The 16,958-nt window shown below is 66.3% G+C and carries 11 protein-coding genes; 1 reads left to right on the forward strand and 10 read right to left on the reverse strand.

Annotation, left to right across the window (positions count from 1 at the left end; all coding sequences use genetic code 11):
- Window positions 1-75 precede the first annotated feature (75 nt).
- From DFS21_RS25870 to DFS21_RS25920, 10 genes are all read right to left on the reverse strand, one after another.
- Window positions 76-1,701, reverse strand: coding sequence for a BatD family protein (locus tag DFS21_RS25870; RefSeq protein WP_110704493.1), 1,626 nt, complete (start codon window positions 1,699-1,701; stop codon window positions 76-78).
- Complete coding sequence (locus tag DFS21_RS25875; protein ID WP_111533433.1) at window positions 1,698-3,416, reverse strand: tetratricopeptide repeat protein; 1,719 nt, start codon at window positions 3,414-3,416, stop codon at window positions 1,698-1,700. Before DFS21_RS25875 ends, DFS21_RS25870 begins: the two co-directional genes overlap by 4 nt.
- Entirely contained in the window at window positions 3,413-4,489 is a 1,077-nt protein-coding gene (locus tag DFS21_RS25880; RefSeq protein ID WP_110704497.1) for a VWA domain-containing protein, read from the reverse strand. The genes DFS21_RS25875 and DFS21_RS25880 overlap by 4 nt, the downstream gene beginning before the upstream one ends.
- The gene (locus DFS21_RS25885) at window positions 4,482-4,976 is read right to left on the reverse strand and encodes a DUF4381 domain-containing protein (protein ID WP_110704499.1); all 495 of its coding nucleotides are present in this window, start codon (window positions 4,974-4,976) and stop codon (window positions 4,482-4,484) included. The genes DFS21_RS25880 and DFS21_RS25885 overlap by 8 nt, the downstream gene beginning before the upstream one ends.
- Window positions 4,973-5,917, reverse strand: a complete 945-nt coding sequence (locus tag DFS21_RS25890; protein ID WP_110704501.1) for a DUF58 domain-containing protein — start codon at window positions 5,915-5,917, stop codon at window positions 4,973-4,975. Before DFS21_RS25890 ends, DFS21_RS25885 begins: the two co-directional genes overlap by 4 nt.
- A gap of 4 nt (window positions 5,918-5,921) precedes the next feature.
- Window positions 5,922-6,881 carry a MoxR family ATPase gene (locus DFS21_RS25895; RefSeq protein WP_011532987.1) on the reverse strand — a complete coding sequence of 320 codons (960 nt, stop codon included), beginning with the start codon at window positions 6,879-6,881 and terminating at the stop codon, window positions 5,922-5,924.
- A gap of 985 nt (window positions 6,882-7,866) precedes the next feature.
- Complete coding sequence (locus tag DFS21_RS25905; protein ID WP_023632061.1) at window positions 7,867-9,195, reverse strand: MFS transporter; 1,329 nt, start codon at window positions 9,193-9,195, stop codon at window positions 7,867-7,869.
- A 46-nt stretch (window positions 9,196-9,241) separates the two neighbouring features.
- Window positions 9,242-10,435, reverse strand: coding sequence for an L-2-hydroxyglutarate oxidase (lhgO, locus tag DFS21_RS25910; protein ID WP_111533437.1), 1,194 nt, complete (start codon window positions 10,433-10,435; stop codon window positions 9,242-9,244).
- A gap of 101 nt (window positions 10,436-10,536) precedes the next feature.
- Window positions 10,537-11,247 (reverse strand): FadR/GntR family transcriptional regulator, encoded by a 711-nt coding sequence (locus DFS21_RS25915; protein WP_110704525.1) that lies wholly within the window; start codon window positions 11,245-11,247, stop codon window positions 10,537-10,539.
- Window positions 11,248-11,370: 123 nt separating this feature from the next.
- Window positions 11,371-11,724 carry a hypothetical protein gene (locus DFS21_RS25920; protein WP_046854744.1) on the reverse strand — a complete coding sequence of 118 codons (354 nt, stop codon included), beginning with the start codon at window positions 11,722-11,724 and terminating at the stop codon, window positions 11,371-11,373.
- Between the two features lie 290 nt (window positions 11,725-12,014).
- Between DFS21_RS25920 and DFS21_RS25925 the strand changes: the two genes are divergently transcribed.
- Window positions 12,015-16,880, forward strand: a complete 4,866-nt coding sequence (locus DFS21_RS25925; RefSeq protein WP_110704521.1) for an NAD-glutamate dehydrogenase — start codon at window positions 12,015-12,017, stop codon at window positions 16,878-16,880.
- Window positions 16,881-16,958: the final 78 nt, after the last annotated feature.

A 16,958-nucleotide genomic window follows, 5' to 3' on the forward strand; every position in this document is an offset into this window, starting at 1 on the left:
GCAGGGGGCGTTTGGATTTGGGCGGTATGGTAACTCATCGCGGACTTGTGGGAGCGGGCTTGGCCCGCGATGAGGCTACTTGGGATACAGCGGTGGCAGGCTACTGGCCTCGCCCGTGGGCGCTAGCACCTGCTCGGCCGGTGGTATGGCGCCGATGGCGCGCCACAGCTCGTCGCCCTGCCAGTACTGGCCGCCCTCGCTGTACAGCGCACCGTTCAACCCATCCAGCGCATCGGACAATGGCACGAAGCGCGCCGCCATCTCGGCCAGGGTTTCCGGCTGCTGCCGCGCCCAGGCGTCCAGAGCCTGGCGGGTGGCCTGCGGATCGTTGGCCTGGCAGGCGCGCTTGAGGTCGTCGAGCAGCGTGCGTGGGCTCGGGCCAGTCTGTGCCGCCCGCAGTACCGCCGGTTGCGAACGGGCGCGCCACCACAGGGTGAAACCGAGCAGGGTAGTCAGCGCCAGCACCAACGTCGCCAGTTGCCAGGGCCAGAGCAGGCCTGGGGCCATGTTGCTGTCGCCGGCCGGGGTGTCGGCGCTGAGCGCCGGATTGTCCTGCACGTTCAGGGTGCGTGCCGGCAGGCTGCTGTGCTCCAGGTGGTCCTCGCGGGTGTTCCACCAGGTCACCTCCAGCGCCGGCAGCGCCAGCTCGCCGGCGTGGGTCGGCACCAGCGCCTCGCGCTCCTCACGGTTGGCGACCATGCCGCGTTCGCCGATCTCATTGCGCAGCAACGGCTGGTCGGGGTAGCGGCGCAGGCCGGCGGCCTCGGTGGCCGGCAGCGGCGGCAGCTGGGTGCTCGAAAGGCCCTCGGCGCGCACACTGATGTTGCGGGTCAGCGAGTCGCCGATCTGCGTGGGCTGGCTGTTCGGGTCGGGATTCCAGTGTTCTTCCAGGGTCAGGCTGCGTGCCGGCAGCCAGGGGCGGTCGGCCGGGTAGCCGGCCGGGATCGGCTTGACCGTCAGGCGCAACGGCAGCGAACTCACCTGCACCTGGCGGCCGACCCTTGGCGTGCCGGCAGGTTGCTCGCCATTGTCGGCGGCGGTGGCGGTGAAGCGCAGCGGCGGCACGTCAAGGTTGCCGCTTTGCTGGGGGTAGATGGCGTAGCGGGTCTCGATCACCCCATGGCGCACGCCGTTGATCTCTTTCTCGTAGGTGCGCGACTCGCCCAGCGGGTCGACCTTGGCGTTCTCCAGTTGCAGCGGGCTGAGGTTGCTGTCGTCGTACAGCGCCACCGAATGGTAGATGCGCAGGGTCAGCACGGCCTGGGCCTGGACATAGACTGCGCTGCTGTCCAGGGTGGCCTCGACGAACACTTGCGAGGCTGCGTCCGGGCGCTGGCTGTCGGCCTGCTGCACCTGCAGCTCGATGGCCTGGCTGCGTGACTGGCCCAGTTGCAGCTCGGGGATGCGCAGGCTGCCGCTGCGCCGGGGCAGCAGGGTGATGATCCAGCGGGTGCTGGCGCGGGTCTCGCCGTCGAGGGTGTGCAGGCTGTTGAGCTGGCGCGTGCCACGGACCTCGAAGTCGGGCTCAAGGGTGCGCAGGTCGGGCTTGCCGAACTGGGTCACGTCCTGGCTCTCGAGGGTGAGCTCCAGGGTTTCGCCGGCCTCGAGGCGCGTGCGGTCGACACTGGCCTGCAGGGTCGGTTCGGCCTGGGCCGCGAGGCTCCACAACAGGCCTAGGAGAAAGACGCCGAAGCGACTCATCGTGGGGTTTCCTGATGCAATTGCTGTTCATACCAGAATTTGCGCCGCAGCAGTTCCGCCGGATTATCGGGGATCTCCCGCAACCATTGTTCCAGGGCCTGGCGCTGTTCGGCGTCGAGGCTGGTGGAGAGCGGCCGCTGGGGCGGCTGGGTGATGCTGTCTTCATCGCCGCCGGCAGTGCCGGACGGAGCCTGGGAGTTGCCCTGGCTGTCACCGTTCTGCTGGCCTTGTGCCGGGTTGTCGCTGTCCGGCGAGCCCTGGGCCTGGCTGCTGGTCGAGCTGCTGTTGCCTTCGGTCTCGTTGCCGGGCGTGTCCCGGGCATCGGCATTGTTCGGCTGTTCCTCGGCCTTGGCCTGGCGCTGCTGCAACAATTGCTGGACCAGCGCCTGGTTGTCCAGCGCCGCTTTCAGGTCGGGTTGGCGCTCCAGTGCTTGTTCGTAAGCGTCCAGCGCCGCTTCCAGTTCGCCGGCGCGGGCCAGGGCGTTACCTCGATTGTAGTGGGCGGCTGCCGTGCCGGCCTGGGCGAACGCGGCGGCGGCGCCTTCGAAGTCGCCGGCCTGGTACAGGGCCATGCCGCGCCACTGGCTGTCGGCGAAGTGCCGGGCGGCCTCGGCGGGGCGTTGCCGTTCCAGCAGGCGCTGGCCTTGCTGGTCGGGGCGCAGCCACAGGTCGTTGAACTCGAAGGCCTGGCTCGGCTGAGGCAGGGCCACCAGGAGGGGGAGGCAGAATAGCCAGCCACGCCGGCCGGCGCAGGCGGCGAGCAGCAGCAGGGGCAGTAGCAGCCAATAGCCCTGGTCGGCCCAGCTGTCCAGTTGCAGGGTCTGGCCATCGTTGTGCAGCAGGCGCGGGTTGTCGAACAGGCCTAGGCCGCGCAGGTCGAGGTCGTCGATGCGGGCATGGCGATAGCGCCCGCCGGTCGAGCCGATGAAGGTCTTCAGCGAAGCGCTGTCCAGGCGTGGCAAAAGGATGCCGCCTTGTTCGTCCTTGAGGTATTCGCCATTGGCCTGGCGCACCGGCGCGCCCTCGGCACTGCCGACACCCAGCATCAGCAGGCTAGGGCCCTGACGGCCCAGGGCCTGGCGTATGCCTTCGCGTTCAAGCTCGCTCAGCGACGAGCCGATCAACAGTAGGCGGCCCTGGCCCAGGCCGCTCTGCGCCAGCAGCGCGAGGCCCTTGCGCACGGCCAGGTCGGCGCGCTGGCCGGGCTGCGGCATGATCGATGGATCGACGGCCTCGAGCAGGTTGCGCGTGGTGCTCAGGTCATCTGACAGCGGCACCAGGGTGTGGGCGCTGCCGGCATAGACGATCAGTGCGGTCTGGCTGTCGCGACGATGCTCGAGCAGGTCGAGCACCTTGCGTCGGGCCTGCTCCAGGCGGTTCGGCGCGCTGTCCTCGGCGAGCATCTGCGGCGTGAGTTCGAGCAGGATCACCAGCGGGTCGGCCGGACGCTGGCGGGTTTCCTCGAGGCGTTGCCAGCTGGGGCCGAGCAGGGCCAGGACGATCAGCAGCCAGGCCAGGCCCAGGGCGATCCACGGCAGCTTGCTGGTGCTGCCGCTGCCGCCACCGAGCAGTACCGCGTGAAACGGCTGCGGCAGGATCAACTGCCAGCGTCCGGCGCGTTTGCGCCGGTGCCAGAGCTTGAACAGCAGCCAGCCAAGCAGTGGCAGTACTAGCAGCCAGAGCGGGCGCATCCATTGCGGCCAGAGTTCGATCATCGCCGCCTCCTCAGGCGCAAGCGCTCGAGGCGCTGTCGCCATTCCGGGTGGGGCTGCAGGAAGCGCGGTTTGCGCAGCAGGCGTTGCAGCAGGTTGTCCGGCCACTGCACGGCCACCACCAGCAGCACGCTGAGCAGCAGCGCCAGGGCCAGTGGCCAGGCGTACAGCTCATGGGCGGTGCGCGCCTGGGTCGGCTGCTGGGCCACCGGTTCCAGTTGGTCGAGGGTGTCGCCGATGGCATCTAGTTCGGCGCCGTCGTGGGCGCGGAAGTAGCTGCCGTGTGTGATTTCGGCGATCTCCCTGAGCGCGGCTTCGTCCAGGTCCAGGCTTGGGTTCAGCCCCAGCAGGCCCGGCGTGCCGCTGGCCTCGGGGTTGGCGCCGATGCCAATGGTGTAGATGCGCACCCCTTCCTGGGCCGCCAGGCGGGCGGCAGTCAGCGGGTGGATCTGCCCGCCGTTGTTGGCGCCGTCGGTGATCAGGATCAGCACCCGGCTCTGCGCCGGGCGCTGGCGCAGGCGTTTGACGGCCAGGCCAATGGCGTCGCCAATGGCGGTATTCTTGCCGGCGATGCCGATCTGCGCTTCGTCGAGGAAGGTGCGCACGGTGCGTCGGTCGAAGGTCAGCGGGGCCTGCAGGTAGGCCTGGCTGCCGAACAGGATCAGGCCGACGCGGTCGCCCTGGCGGTCCTGCAGGAAGTCGCCCATCAGTGCCTTGACCAGGTCCAGGCGGCTGATCTCGTCGTCCTTCCACTGCATGTCGGGGTAGTCCATCGAGCCCGACACGTCCACCGCTACCAGCAGGTCGCGACCGCTGGCCGAGACCGGTACCGGGTCGCCCAGCCATTGCGGGCGCGCCGCGGCCAGCAACAGCAGCAACCAGATCAGGATGAACGGTGCCTGCTGGCGCCAGGTTGGCAGGTTCAGGCGGGCACGGCGCCCGGCCAGGCCCTCGAGCTCGTCAAGGAAGCCGACTTTGAGCACCGGTTCGCCGCTGTCGGCTGCCGGCAGCAGCAGGCGCGCCAGCCAGGGCAGCGGCAACAGCAGGAAGATCCACGGCCAGGCCAGTTCAAACATGCTTGCGGATCCAGGTTTCGACCGCCTGGGCGAGCCCGGCGATGGCCTTGTCGTCGAGCTTGCACTCGGGCTTGTAGGCGCCTTCGACCAGCACCATCCAGCGGGTCAGGCCGGCGGCCGGGCAGCGGTTGTCGAGAAATGCCAGCCACTGGCGGCCGTTGAGGGTATGGCTGTTGGCACCTGGGTAGTGATTACGGCACAGGCGTTTGAGCAGGGCGTTGATCTGTTGCAGCCAGGCTCCGGCTGGCGCGCCGTCATAGGGGCGCGGCAGGCGCGCCAGTTCGGCCAGGGCCTCGACGCGGATCGGGTCCAACGGCAGTTCGGCGCGCACCACCTTGCGCTTGCCCGGGCGCCAGTGGCGCAGGCGCCAGGCGCCCCACCCGAGCAGGGGCAGCAAGGCCAGCAACAGCCACCAGCCGGGCGCGGGCGGCCACAGGCCGATGGCGGGTGGCGCGATCAGCGGCTGCAGCTGGTCCAGCGGGTTCATTTCGCGCCTCCCAGGCGCTGTGCATTCAGGTACTCACGCAACTGCTCGACCATTTCGCTCTGGGTGCTCAGCGGCATCAGCACCACGCGCAGTTTTTGCGCCAGCAGCTCCCAGCGCTCGATGCGCGCCTCGGCCTGCTGGCGGTAGGCCTGGCGCAGGTTGGCGTCGAGGGTGTCGAGCTCCAGCTGAGCGCCGCGCTGGGCGAAGCGCAGCAGGCCGGCGGCGGGCAGGGCGTGGTCGAGCGGGTCACTGACCGGCATCAATAATACGTCGCAGTGGCGCGAGAGCATGGCCAGGTGCTGCTCGACGCTGGCGCTGAGGGCGCGTTCGTCGCAGATGACGATGGCCAGGCTGCCCGGGCGCAACACCTCCCGTGCCCGGCGCAGGGCAAGGCCCAGGCTGTCGGCCTGGGGCTGGGCCTCGGTGTGCAGGGCCTGGTTGATCTTGGCCAGGCGGTTGAGCAGTTGCAGCAGGCTCTGCTTGCTGCGCCTGGGCTTGACTTCATGGTGCTCGTTGTCGCCGAACACCAGCCCGCCGATACGGTCGTTGTGGCCCAGCGCGGCCCAGCCGAACAGGGCGGCGGCCTGGGCCGCCAGCACCGACTTGAACATCAGCCCGGAGCCGAAGAACAGCCGCTGGCTCTGCTCGACCATGATGAAGATCGGCCGCTCGCGCTCTTCGTGGAAGAGTTTGGTGTGCGGCTCCTGGGTGCGCGCGGTGACGCGCCAGTCGATGTTGCGCACATCGTCGCCAGCCTGGTAGACCCGCACCTGGTCGAAGTCCACCCCGCGGCCACGCAGTTTCGAGTGGTGCAGGCCCACCAGCGGGCTGCGCTGGCCGGGCCGGGAGAACAGTTGGATCTCGCGCACGCGGTGGCGCATGTCGATCAGGTCGGCCAGGCCGATGCGGATGCCGGGTTCGGCCAGCTGCGTGGTGGGCATGGGGTCAGGCGACGGCGACGACGTCGAGGATGCGCTGGACCACGCGGTCCTGGTCGACCCCCGCCGCCTCGGCCTCGAACGACAGGATGATGCGGTGGCGCAGCACGTCGAACAGCACCGCCTGGATATCCTCGGGGCTGACGAAGTCGCGCCCGGCCAGCCAGGCGTGGGCGCGGGCGCAGCGGTCGAGGGCGATTGAGCCACGGGGGCTGGCGCCGTAGGCGATCCAGTCGGCCAGTTCGCTGTCGAACTTGGCCGGTGTGCGGGTGGCCATGACCAGTTGCACCAGGTATTCCTCTACCGCGTCGGCCATGTACAGGCCGAGGATTTCCTTGCGTGCGGCGAAGATCGCCTGCTGGCTGACCCGCCGCTCGGGCTTGACCTCGCCGCCCAGGGCCTCGCCCCGCGCTTGCAGGAGGATGCGTCGCTCGACGGCGGCATCGGGGAAGCCGATCTTCACGTGCATCAGGAAACGGTCGAGCTGGGCTTCGGGCAGCGGGTAGGTGCCTTCCTGCTCGATCGGGTTCTGCGTGGCCATCACCAGGAACAGCGGCGACAGCTCGTAGGTACTGCGCCCGACGCTGACCTGGCGCTCGGCCATGGCCTCGAGCAGGGCCGACTGCACCTTGGCGGGGGCGCGGTTGATTTCGTCGGCCAGCACCAGGTTGTGGAAGATCGGGCCTTGCTGGAACACGAAGCTGCCGGTTTCCGGGCGGTAGATCTCGGTGCCGGTGATATCGGCGGGCAGCAGGTCGGGGGTGAACTGGATGCGATGGAACTGGGCCTCGATGCCTTCGGCGAGCTCCTTGATGGCCTTGGTCTTGGCCAGGCCCGGGGCCCCCTCGACCAGCATGTGGCCGTCGGCCAGGAGCACGATCAGCAGGCGCTCGACCAGTTTTTCCTGGCCGAGGATCTGGGAGGAGAGAAAGGTGCGCAGCGCGATCAGCGCCTCACGGTGTTCCATCGTTGACGGTTCCTGGGGATGGGCCCTGGCGCGCTGGGAGCGGATGCCGGGCGAGGGGTGATACTTTAATCCATCCGGGGGGGCGGGGACCAATGGGGGTTTGCAAAAAACGTGTAAAGGATGGATTGGGGGAGCAAGACTGTCCCAATCCCAATCCCAATCCCAATCCCAATCCCAATCCCAATCCCAATCCCAATCCCGATCCCGATCCCGATCCCGATCCCGATCTTGCCGTTGCCGTTGCCGTTGCTCTTGCTTCTAAGCGCGCAATAGTTCAGGCGACACAAATTGCGACTTCAGGAGGCCGAACGGAGGGCTTGCGCAGGGAGGTGACGGGCATGGATGCCCGTCAAGCGCCGATCAGGCCATGGATGGCCCGTCGGCGCGTCCTCCCGGAGCGAGCCCGGAGTGAGGGGACCCCGGAGCGAAGCGTAGGGGCCGGATGATGGAGCGAGCGGCTTTTGCCTTCTTTTGCCCGCGTGCAAAAGAAGGTCGCCGTAAAGGCGAAAAGGTGACTGTGCGTCGACATGGCGAATGAATGCGCCTATAACTTTCAAAACACACGCTGTCAAATTCAAATTCAAATTCAAATTCAAATTCGAAGTCAATCGGCACCGGTTTTTATAGTTTTAAGTGCATTCATTTGCGATGTCGACGCACAGTCACCTTTCCGCCCTTACGGCGGGTCCCTTTTTGAAGGATCAAAAAGGAACCAAAAAATCCTCGCTCCATTCATCCGGCCCTCCGCTTCGCTCCGGGTCCCCTCACTCCGGCCTTGCTCCCGGGAGGACCGCGCTGAACGCCCCATCCTGGGGCGCAGCGCTTGACGGGCATCCATGCCCGTCACCTCCCTCCGCAAGACCTCCGTTCGGCCTCCTGAAGTCGCGAAGTTACGGGCGGCGCCTGAACTAACGCAGCTGTCGCTAGTGACTACGCAGTTAATCTCGCGATCAAGATCAAGATCAAGATCGGATCGTGGCTTCGTTTAGTTCTTCGCCTTCGAATGCCGCCACCCTTGGTCAAAGAACGCAAACACCACCACCAGCACCCCGGCCACCGCCAATATCATCGCCACGCCATCGGTGGAATGAGTCGCCGAACCTGCCACCAGCGCCAGCCCACCCAACGGCGCCAGGCCACCGGCCACCGCGGTACCGACCTCTCGCCCGGTGCCGAACCCGGACGAGCGCGTCTGCGTGGGGAACTGCCGGCTGAGGAACGACCCCTGCGGGGCGAACATCATCGGCGCCAGGATCCCGGTGCCCACGGCGATAGCCAAGTAGATCATCATCGGCTCGCCAGTCGACAGCAGTTGCAGGAACGGGAAGGCGAACAGCGCCGACAGCAGCCCGCCGAGCATCAGTACAGTCTTGCTGCTCCACTTGTCGCACAGCCAGCCGAAGAACGGCACGGCGAAGATCGCCACCAGGCTGGCCAGGGTGACCGACAGCGAGGTGACATGCGCCTCGACGCCCTTGAACTGGGTGAGGTAGGCCAGCGAGAAGGTCTTGAAGATGTAGCTCAGGGCGTTGTAGCCCACCGCCACGAAGAACACCACGGCCAGGCCCTTGAGGTCGTTCCTGAACAGCAGCTTCAGCGGCGACACCTGCGGTTTGTCGTCGGCCTTGTCCAGCTCCTTGAAGTCCGGGGTCTCGGGGATGCTCTTGCGCACCCACAGGCCCACCGCCACCAGCGCGATACTGGCGATGAACGGGATGCGCCAGCCGCCGGCCAGCAGGAATTCGTTGCCGTTCATGGTCAGCAGGTACACGGTCAGCGACGATAGCAGCAAGCCCAGGTTCAGCCCCAGCGCCGGCCAGGCCCCCTGGCTGCCGCGCTTGCCTTCACTGGCGTGTTCGTAGGAGGTCACTGCCGCGCCGGACAACTCGGCACCGGCGCCCAGGCCCTGGATGATGCGGATGATCACCAGCAGGATCGGCGCCCAGATGCCAATGGTTGCGTAGCCGGGGATCAGGCCGATCAGCATGGTGCACAGCCCCATCATGCAGAAGGTGATCACCAGCACATGCTTGCGCCCGAAACGGTCGCCCAGGTAGCCGAACAGCACGCCGCCGAACGGGCGGGCGATGAAGCCGATGGCGAAGGTGGAAAACGCCAGCAGAGAGGCCACCGCCGGGTTGCTCGGGTCGAAGAAGATCTTCGAGAAGACGATCGCCGCCATGGTCGCGTAGAGGTAGAAGTCATACCACTCCAGCATCGAACCGAAGATGGTCGCCGCCGCCACCTTGCGCAGGCGCTTGCGTTGTTGCTCTGGGGTTTCGGGCGCGGCCGGGGCCGTCTCGTATACCGACATCTGAGGTTTCCTTGTTGTCTTTGTAGTTGTGGATGCAGCAGGTGCTTCAGCGGGCCTCGAGGATCTTTTCGGCGATCATCTGGCCGATGGGGATGGCCGAGGTGGCGGCCGGCGACGGTGCGTTGCATACGTGCACCATGCGCGGCGTCTCGGCGAACAGGAAGTCGTGGACCAAGGTGCCGTCGCGCATTACCGCCTGGGCGCGGATACCGGCCTCATAGGGCAGCAGATCCTCGACTTCGAGGGATGGGCAGTACTTGCGGCACTGTTCCAGGTAACCACGCTTGAACAGCGAGTTCTTCATCTCGGTGGTGCCGGAACCCAGGTTGTTCCAGATGGTTTTCCAGAAGCCGGGGAAGCGTGCGTACTCGGCGACATCGCGCCAGTTCACCGAGAACTTGCGGTAGTTTTCCCGGCCAAAGCCGAGCACCGCGTTGGGGCCGACGGTGACGCTGCCGTCGATCATCCGCGTCAGGTGCACGCCAAGGAACGGCAGCTCCGGATCGGGGATCGGGTAGATGAGGTGGTTGACGATCTGGTTCTTGCTCGCCGGCAGGCGGTAGTACTCGCCGCGGAAGGGGATGATCTGGTGCTCGATCTTCACCCCGGCCAGGCGCGCCAGGCGGTCGGACTGCAGGCCGGCGCAGGCCACCAGTTGGCGGGCGCGCCAGGTGTTGCCGTCAGTGCTGACCGCGACATGATCGGCGTGTTCCTGGATGGCGCGCACGGCGGTGGACAGGTGCACCTCGCCCCCGGCCTGGCGAATCACCTTGGCCATGGCGTCACATACCTGCTGGTAGTCGACGATACCGGTGGCATCGAGGAACAGCGCGCCCTTGCCGACGATGTTCGGCTCGCGCTCGCGCAGGGTGCCGGCGTCCAGGCGCTCGACCTTCAGGCCGTTCTGTTGCGAACGCTCGTACAGCGCCTGCATGCGCTGCACCTCCAGGTCGTTGGAGGCCACCAGCAGCTTGCCGCAGACCTCGAAGGCGATGCCGTGCTCGGCGCAGAAGTCCTTGGTGGCCTGGGCGCCGCGCTTGCACAGGTCGGCCTTGAGGCTGCCGGGGGCATAGTAGATACCGGCATGGATCACACCGCTGTTGTGGCCGGTCTGGTGGCGACCGAGGCTGGCCTCCTTTTCCAGGATCAGCAGCGAGGCGCCGGGGCGACGGGTGAGCAGGGCCATCGCGGTGGCGAGGCCGACGATGCCGCCGCCGATGATGCAATAGTCGTAAGTCATGCAGGGTACCTTGGAATTCTTGTCGGTGAATCTGCTTATCAGGTTGTCAGACTAAGTAGTGCGCGTAAAACCTCGCCAGGCTGCGATAGGGGTCTCCAGAATCAGTCGAGGTCGGGAAGATCGAGTTTCAGGCGCTTGGCCGAAGCGCGCAGATGGGCCTCGGCGCAGGCGGCGGCCGCCTGCCGATCACCGTCGGCAATGGCCTGGTACAGCGCCCGGTGCTCACGGAGCGCGTCGGCCGAACCGCCCACGGCCGGGGTGGCGGAGTTTTCCCAGGCGGTGCGGCGCGCGGCGGCCAGCTGGCCACCGAGGAAATCGTGGAAGGCGACGAAGTAGTCGTTCTTGCCGGCGTCGGCGATGGCACGGTGAAAGGCCACATCAGCGGCCGCGGCGGTGGCAAAGTCGCTGCGCGGGTCTTCCATGGTGCCCAGGGCCGCGGCCATGCGCTGCAGGTCGTCGGCGTCGCGGCGGCGAGCGGCGATGGCGGCGGCCTGGGTCTCGATCCACAGGCGCATCTCGAACATCTGCACCAGGTCCGGCTTGCGCCCGTTGCTGCCGGGGAAGCGGAACACCGTGCCGTTGGGGGTCTGCGAGATGTACGAACCGAGCCCGCGGCGAGCGATCAGCACGCCATCGGCCTTGAGCTGCGCCACGGCCTCGCGCACGACCGAGCGGCTGACATTGAGCTGTTCGGCCAACTGCTGTTCGGTGGGCAGACGCGACTCGGCGGCCAGGCGGCCGGCATCGATCTCGGCGCGGATGGCGCTGACGACGCGTTCAACGAGGGTGTCGGGGCGCTGGAGCTCTAGCATGGACGTGCGGGTGCCTATTGGTCAGGTTGTCAGACAATGCCTGCTCGCACCTTCGGCTGTCAATGGTGTTGTGCCTTCATCGCGGAAGACTCAAGCCCCCGCGAGGAGGCCCGAATGACCGGTCTAGACCTCGGACACGAAGGTCCCGGTGCCGTCGAGAATGTTGCGCAAGGTCAGCGCGACTTCCTCCAGGTCGCTGCCCGAGGTAGTCAGGATAATCTCCAGTTCCTCGTCGCCCTTCAGCGCGTCGCGATCCCCGGCCGCCACCTCGATCAGCAGGCGGGTGGCGCTCAAGGTCACCTTCAGCCCGTCCAGTGTCGATGGCTCGTCGTCCAGGGTCAGGTCGACGGTGTCTTCGTCCGGGTAGCGGGTCAGCAGGAACATCTGGCCCTTGTCGCTGTGGCAGCACAGGGTCGCCATGTTGTCTTCCTCGTCGTCGCAGGGGGTGGCGAAGAGCAGGGCGGTTTTCAATTGCATGGCGCACTCGGATCAATGGATATGAAAAGGAATTCTGACAGCCTTACGCACACTGATAAACGTAAAGTTACCGCGCATTGACCGAAATTGTCGCAGCGCTGCAAGCCCAAGTGACCGTTCAGTCGTTAAGCTGCCCTGTCGATGGGTTCCCGTAAAGGCACAGCCACCTGGCAGTCGCTTTTGCAGGTACCCAACGCTTCTGTCTTGCCACGGGTTGGCTATGGTTGATCCGTACAAGGCGCATGTACGCGACGCTTCACCTATAACAAAGCCCAAGCGGAGTACCACAGATGGCGTTCTTCACCGCAGCCAGCAAAGCCGACTTCCAGCATCAACTGCAAGCGGCCCTGGCGCAGCACATCAACGAACAGTCCCTGCCACAAGTGGCACTGTTCGCTGAACAGTTCTTCGGCATCATCTCTCTGGACGAACTCACTCAGCGCAGGCTGTCGGACCTGGCCGGCTGCACGCTGTCCGCCTGGCGCATCATCGAGCGCTTCGACGCCACGCACCCGCAGGTGCGGGTCTACAACCCCGATTACGAACGCCACGGCTGGCAGTCCACGCACACCGTGGTCGAGGTGCTGCACCACGACCTGCCATTCCTGGTCGACTCGGTACGCACCGAGCTCAACCGCCGCGGCTACAGCATCCACACCCTGCAAACCACCGTGCTCAGCGTGCGCCGCGGCGCCAAGGGTGAGCTGGTCGAGCTGCTGCCCAAGGGCACCCTGGGCGAGGGCGTCAACCATGAATCGCTGATGTACCTGGAGATCGACCGCTGCTCCAATACCGCCGAGCTCAACACCCTGGCCATGGAGCTGGAGCAGGTGCTGGCCGAGGTGCGCGGCGTGGTCGCCGACTTCGAGCCGATGAAAGCCAAGATCCGCGAGTTGCTGGAACTGGTGGAGCAGAACGCCTTCGGCCCCGCGCAGAACGACAAGGCTGAGGTGAAAAGCTTCCTGTCGTGGCTGCTGGACAACCATTTCACCTTCCTCGGCTACGAGGAGTTCACCGTCGAGTCCGACGCCGACGGCGGCCACCTGGTCTACGACGACGCTTCGTTCCTGGGCCTGGCCCGCCTGCTGCGCGCCGGTCTTGGCGCCGACGACCTGCGCATCGAGGACTACGCCGTCGCCTACCTGCGCGAACCGCGCCTGCTGTCGTTCGCCAAAGCCTCGCAGCCGAGCCGCGTGCATCGTCCGGCCTACCCGGATTACGTGTCGATCCGCCAGATCGACCAGGACGGCAAGGTCGTCAAGGAATGCCGCTTCATGGGCCTGTACACCTCGTCGGTGTACGGCGAGAGCGTGCACACCATCCCCTACATCCGCGGCAAGGTCGCTGAAGTCGAGCGCCGTTCGCACTTCGATCCGAAAGCGCACCTGGGCAAGGAACTGGCCCAGGTCCTCGAAGTGCTGCCCCGCGACGACCTGTTCCAGACCCCGGTGGACGAGCTGTTCAGCACCGCCATGTCGATCGTGCAGATCCAGGAACGCAACAAGATCCGCGTGTTCCTGCGCAAGGATCCGTACGGCCGCTTCTGCTACTGCCTGGCCTACGTACCGCGCGAGATCTACTCCACCGAGGTGCGGCAGAAGATCCAGCAGGTGCTGATGGAGCGCCTGAAAGCAACCGACTGCGAGTTCTGGACCTTCTTCTCCGAGTCTGTGCTGGCCCGCGTGCAGTTGATCCTGCGGGTCGACCCGAAGAACCGCATCGAGATCGACCCGCAGCAACTGGAGAACGAAGTGATCCAGGCCTGCCGTTCGTGGCAGGACGATTTCTCGGCGCTGGTGGTGGAAAACTTTGGCGAAGCCCACGGCACCAACATCCTCGCCGATTTCCCGAAAGGCTTTCCGGCCGGCTATCGCGAGCGCTTCGCCGCGCACTCGGCAGTGGTCGACATGCAACATGTGCTCAACCTGTCCGAGGCCAAGCCGCTGGCCATGAGCTTCTACCAGCCGCTGACCCAGCTCGGTGAGCGCACGCTGCACTGCAAGCTCTACCACGCCGATACGCCGCTGGCACTGTCGGACGTGCTGCCGATCCTGGAAAACCTCGGCCTGCGCGTGCTCGGCGAGTTCCCCTACCGCCTGCGCCACGCCAGCGGCCGCGAGTTCTGGATCCACGACTTTGCCTTCACCTACAGCGAAGGCCTCAACCTCGATATCCAGCAGCTCAACGACACTTTCCAGGACGCCTTCGTCCATATCGTCAAGGGCGACGCCGAGAACGACGCGTTCAACCGCCTGGTGCTGACCGCTGGCCTGCCGTGGCGCGACGTCGCGCTGCTGCGGGCCTACGCCCGTTACCTCAAGCAGATCCGCCTGGGCTTCGACCTGGGCTACATCGCCAGCACCCTGAACAACCACACCGATATCGCCCGCGAGCTGACCCGGTTGTTCAAGACCCGCTTCTACCTGGCGCGCAAGCTCACCAACGAAGACCTCGACGACAAGCAGCAGCGCCTGGAACAGGCGATACTCACCGCCCTGGACGACGTGCAGGTGCTCAACGAGGACCGCATCCTGCGTCGCTACCTGGACCTGATCAAGGCGACCCTGCGCACCAACTTCTACCAGCCGGACGCCAACGGGCAGAACAAGTCGTACTTCAGCTTCAAGTTCAACCCCAAGCTGATCCCCGAGCTGCCCAAGCCGGTGCCGAAGTTCGAGATCTTCGTCTATTCGCCACGGGTCGAGGGCGTGCACCTGCGCTTCGGCAACGTCGCCCGCGGCGGCCTGCGCTGGTCGGACCGCGAGGAAGACTTCCGCACCGAGGTGCTAGGCCTGGTCAAGGCCCAGCAGGTGAAGAACTCGGTGATCGTGCCGGTCGGCGCCAAGGGCGGCTTCCTGCCGCGTCGCTTGCCGCTGGGCGGCAGCCGTGACGAGATCGCCGCCGAAGGCGTGGCGTGCTACCGCATCTTCATCTCGGGCCTGCTCGACATCACCGACAACCTCAAGGACGGTGGCGTGGTGCCGCCGGCCAACGTGGTGCGCCACGATGACGACGATCCGTACCTGGTGGTGGCGGCGGACAAGGGCACCGCGACCTTCTCCGACATCGCCAACGGCATCGCCATCGACTACGGCTTCTGGCTGGGTGATGCGTTCGCCTCGGGCGGCTCGGCCGGCTATGACCACAAGAAGATGGGTATCACCGCCCGTGGCGCGTGGGTGGGCGTGCAGCGCCACTTCCGTGAGCGCGGCATCAACGTGCAGGAAGACCCGATCACCGTGGTCGGTGTCGGCGACATGGCCGGCGACGTGTTCGGCAACGGCCTGCTGATGTCCGACAAGCTGCAACTGGTGGCGGCGTTCAACCATCTGCACATCTTCATCGACCCGAACCCGGACCCGGCCACCAGCTTCGCCGAGCGCAAGCGCCTGTTCGACCTGCCGCGCTCGGCCTGGAGCGACTACGACACCGGCATCATGTCCGAAGGCGGCGGGATCTTCCCGCGCAGCGCCAAGAGCATCGCCATCAGCCCGCAGATGAAGGAACGCTTCGCCATCGAGGCCGACCGCCTGACCCCGACCGAACTGCTGCATGCACTGCTGCAGGCGCCGGTGGACTTGCTGTGGAACGGCGGTATCGGCACCTACGTCAAGGCCAGCAGCGAAAGCCACGCCGATGTTGGCGACAAGGCCAACGACGCCCTGCGCGTCAACGGCAACGAGCTGCGCTGCAAGGTGGTGGGCGAGGGCGGCAACCTGGGCATGACCCAGCTCGGCCGTGTCGAGTTCGGTCTCAATGGCGGCGCCACCAACACCGACTTCATCGACAACGCCGGTGGCGTCGACTGCTCCGACCACGAGGTCAACATCAAGATCCTGCTCAACGAAGTGGTGCAGGGTGGCGACATGACCGAGAAGCAGCGCAACCAGTTGCTGGGCAGCATGACCGACGAAGTCGCCGGGCTGGTGCTGGGCAACAACTACAAGCAGACGCAAGCGCTGTCGCTGGCGGCCCGCCGTGCCCGCGAGCGCATCGCCGAGTACAAGCGCCTGATGGCCGACCTGGAGGCCCGTGGCAAGCTGGACCGCGCCATCGAGTTCCTGCCCAGCGAGGAGCAGCTGGCCGAACGCCTGGCGGCGGGGCAGGGCCTGACCCGCGCCGAGCTGTCGGTACTGATCTCGTACAGCAAGATCGACCTCAAGGAGCAGCTGCTCAAGTCGCTGGTGCCGGACGACGACTACCTGACCCGCGACATGGAGACCGCGTTCCCGCCGTCGCTGGTCAGCAAGTTCGCCGACTCCATGCGTCGCCACCGCCTCAAGCGCGAGATCGTCAGCACCCAGATCGCCAACGACCTGGTCAACAACATGGGCATCACCTTCGTGCAGCGCCTGAAGGAGTCCACCGGCATGAGCCCGGCCAACGTGGCGGGCGCCTACGTGATCGTGCGCGACATCTTCCACCTGCCGCACTGGTTCCGCCAGATCGAGGCCCTGGACTACCAAGTCCCGGCCGAGATTCAGCTGACCCTGATGGACGAACTGATGCGTCTGGGCCGTCGGGCCACCCGCTGGTTCCTGCGCAGCCGCCGCAACGAGCAGGATGCCGGGCGTGATGTGGCTCACTTCGGGCCGAAGATCGCCCAGTTGGGGCTGAAACTCGACGAACTGCTGGAGGGGCCGACCCGCGAGCGCTGGATGAACCGCTACCAGGGCTTCGTCGACGCCGGGGTACCGGAGTTGTTGGCGCGCATGGTCGCTGGCACCACGCACCTGTACACCCTGCTGCCGATCATCGAGGCCTCGGATGTCACCGGGCACGATCCGGCGCAGGTGGCCAAGGCGTTCTTCGCGGTGGGCAGCTCGCTGGACCTGACCTGGTACCTGCAGGAGATCAGCAACCTGCCGGTGGAGAACAACTGGCAGGCCCTGGCCCGCGAGGCGTTCCGCGACGACATCGACCTGCAGCAGCGGGCGATCACCATCTCCGTGCTGCAGATGGCCGACGCGCCGGAAGACATGGACGCCCGCGTGGCCCTGTGGTGCGAGCAGCACCGGGTGATGGTCGAGCGCTGGCGCGCCATGCTCGACGACCTGCGCAACGCCACCGGCACCGACTATGCGATGTACGCGGTGGCCAACCGTGAGCTGGTCGACCTGGCGCTGAGTGGTCAGGCGGCGGTGATTCCGTCCTGAGCCTTGCGCTGAAGTGAAAAAAAGCCCCGGCAGTGATGCCGGGGCTTTTTCATGGGGCGTGCGCGGAGTTTGTGGTGG

It is taken from the genome of Pseudomonas sp. 2848 (genome assembly GCF_003253945.1).
In the GTDB taxonomy this organism is placed as follows: Bacteria; Pseudomonadota; Gammaproteobacteria; order Pseudomonadales; family Pseudomonadaceae; genus Aquipseudomonas.

Coding starts and splice junctions, on each gene's coding strand:
- DFS21_RS25870 (WP_110704493.1), bottom strand. CDS start 1,701: ATGAGTCGCTTCGGCGTCTTTCTCCTAGGCCTGTTGTGGAGCCTCGCG.
- DFS21_RS25875 (WP_111533433.1), bottom strand. CDS start 3,416: ATGATCGAACTCTGGCCGCAATGGATGCGCCCGCTCTGGCTGCTAGTA.
- DFS21_RS25880 (WP_110704497.1), bottom strand. CDS start 4,489: ATGTTTGAACTGGCCTGGCCGTGGATCTTCCTGCTGTTGCCGCTGCCC.
- DFS21_RS25885 (WP_110704499.1), bottom strand. CDS start 4,976: ATGAACCCGCTGGACCAGCTGCAGCCGCTGATCGCGCCACCCGCCATC.
- DFS21_RS25890 (WP_110704501.1), bottom strand. CDS start 5,917: ATGCCCACCACGCAGCTGGCCGAACCCGGCATCCGCATCGGCCTGGCC.
- DFS21_RS25895 (WP_011532987.1), bottom strand. CDS start 6,881: ATGGAACACCGTGAGGCGCTGATCGCGCTGCGCACCTTTCTCTCCTCC.
- DFS21_RS25905 (WP_023632061.1), bottom strand. CDS start 9,195: ATGTCGGTATACGAGACGGCCCCGGCCGCGCCCGAAACCCCAGAGCAA.
- lhgO (WP_111533437.1), bottom strand. CDS start 10,435: ATGACTTACGACTATTGCATCATCGGCGGCGGCATCGTCGGCCTCGCC.
- DFS21_RS25915 (WP_110704525.1), bottom strand. CDS start 11,247: ATGCTAGAGCTCCAGCGCCCCGACACCCTCGTTGAACGCGTCGTCAGC.
- DFS21_RS25920 (WP_046854744.1), bottom strand. CDS start 11,724: ATGCAATTGAAAACCGCCCTGCTCTTCGCCACCCCCTGCGACGACGAG.
- DFS21_RS25925 (WP_110704521.1), top strand. CDS start 12,015: ATGGCGTTCTTCACCGCAGCCAGCAAAGCCGACTTCCAGCATCAACTG.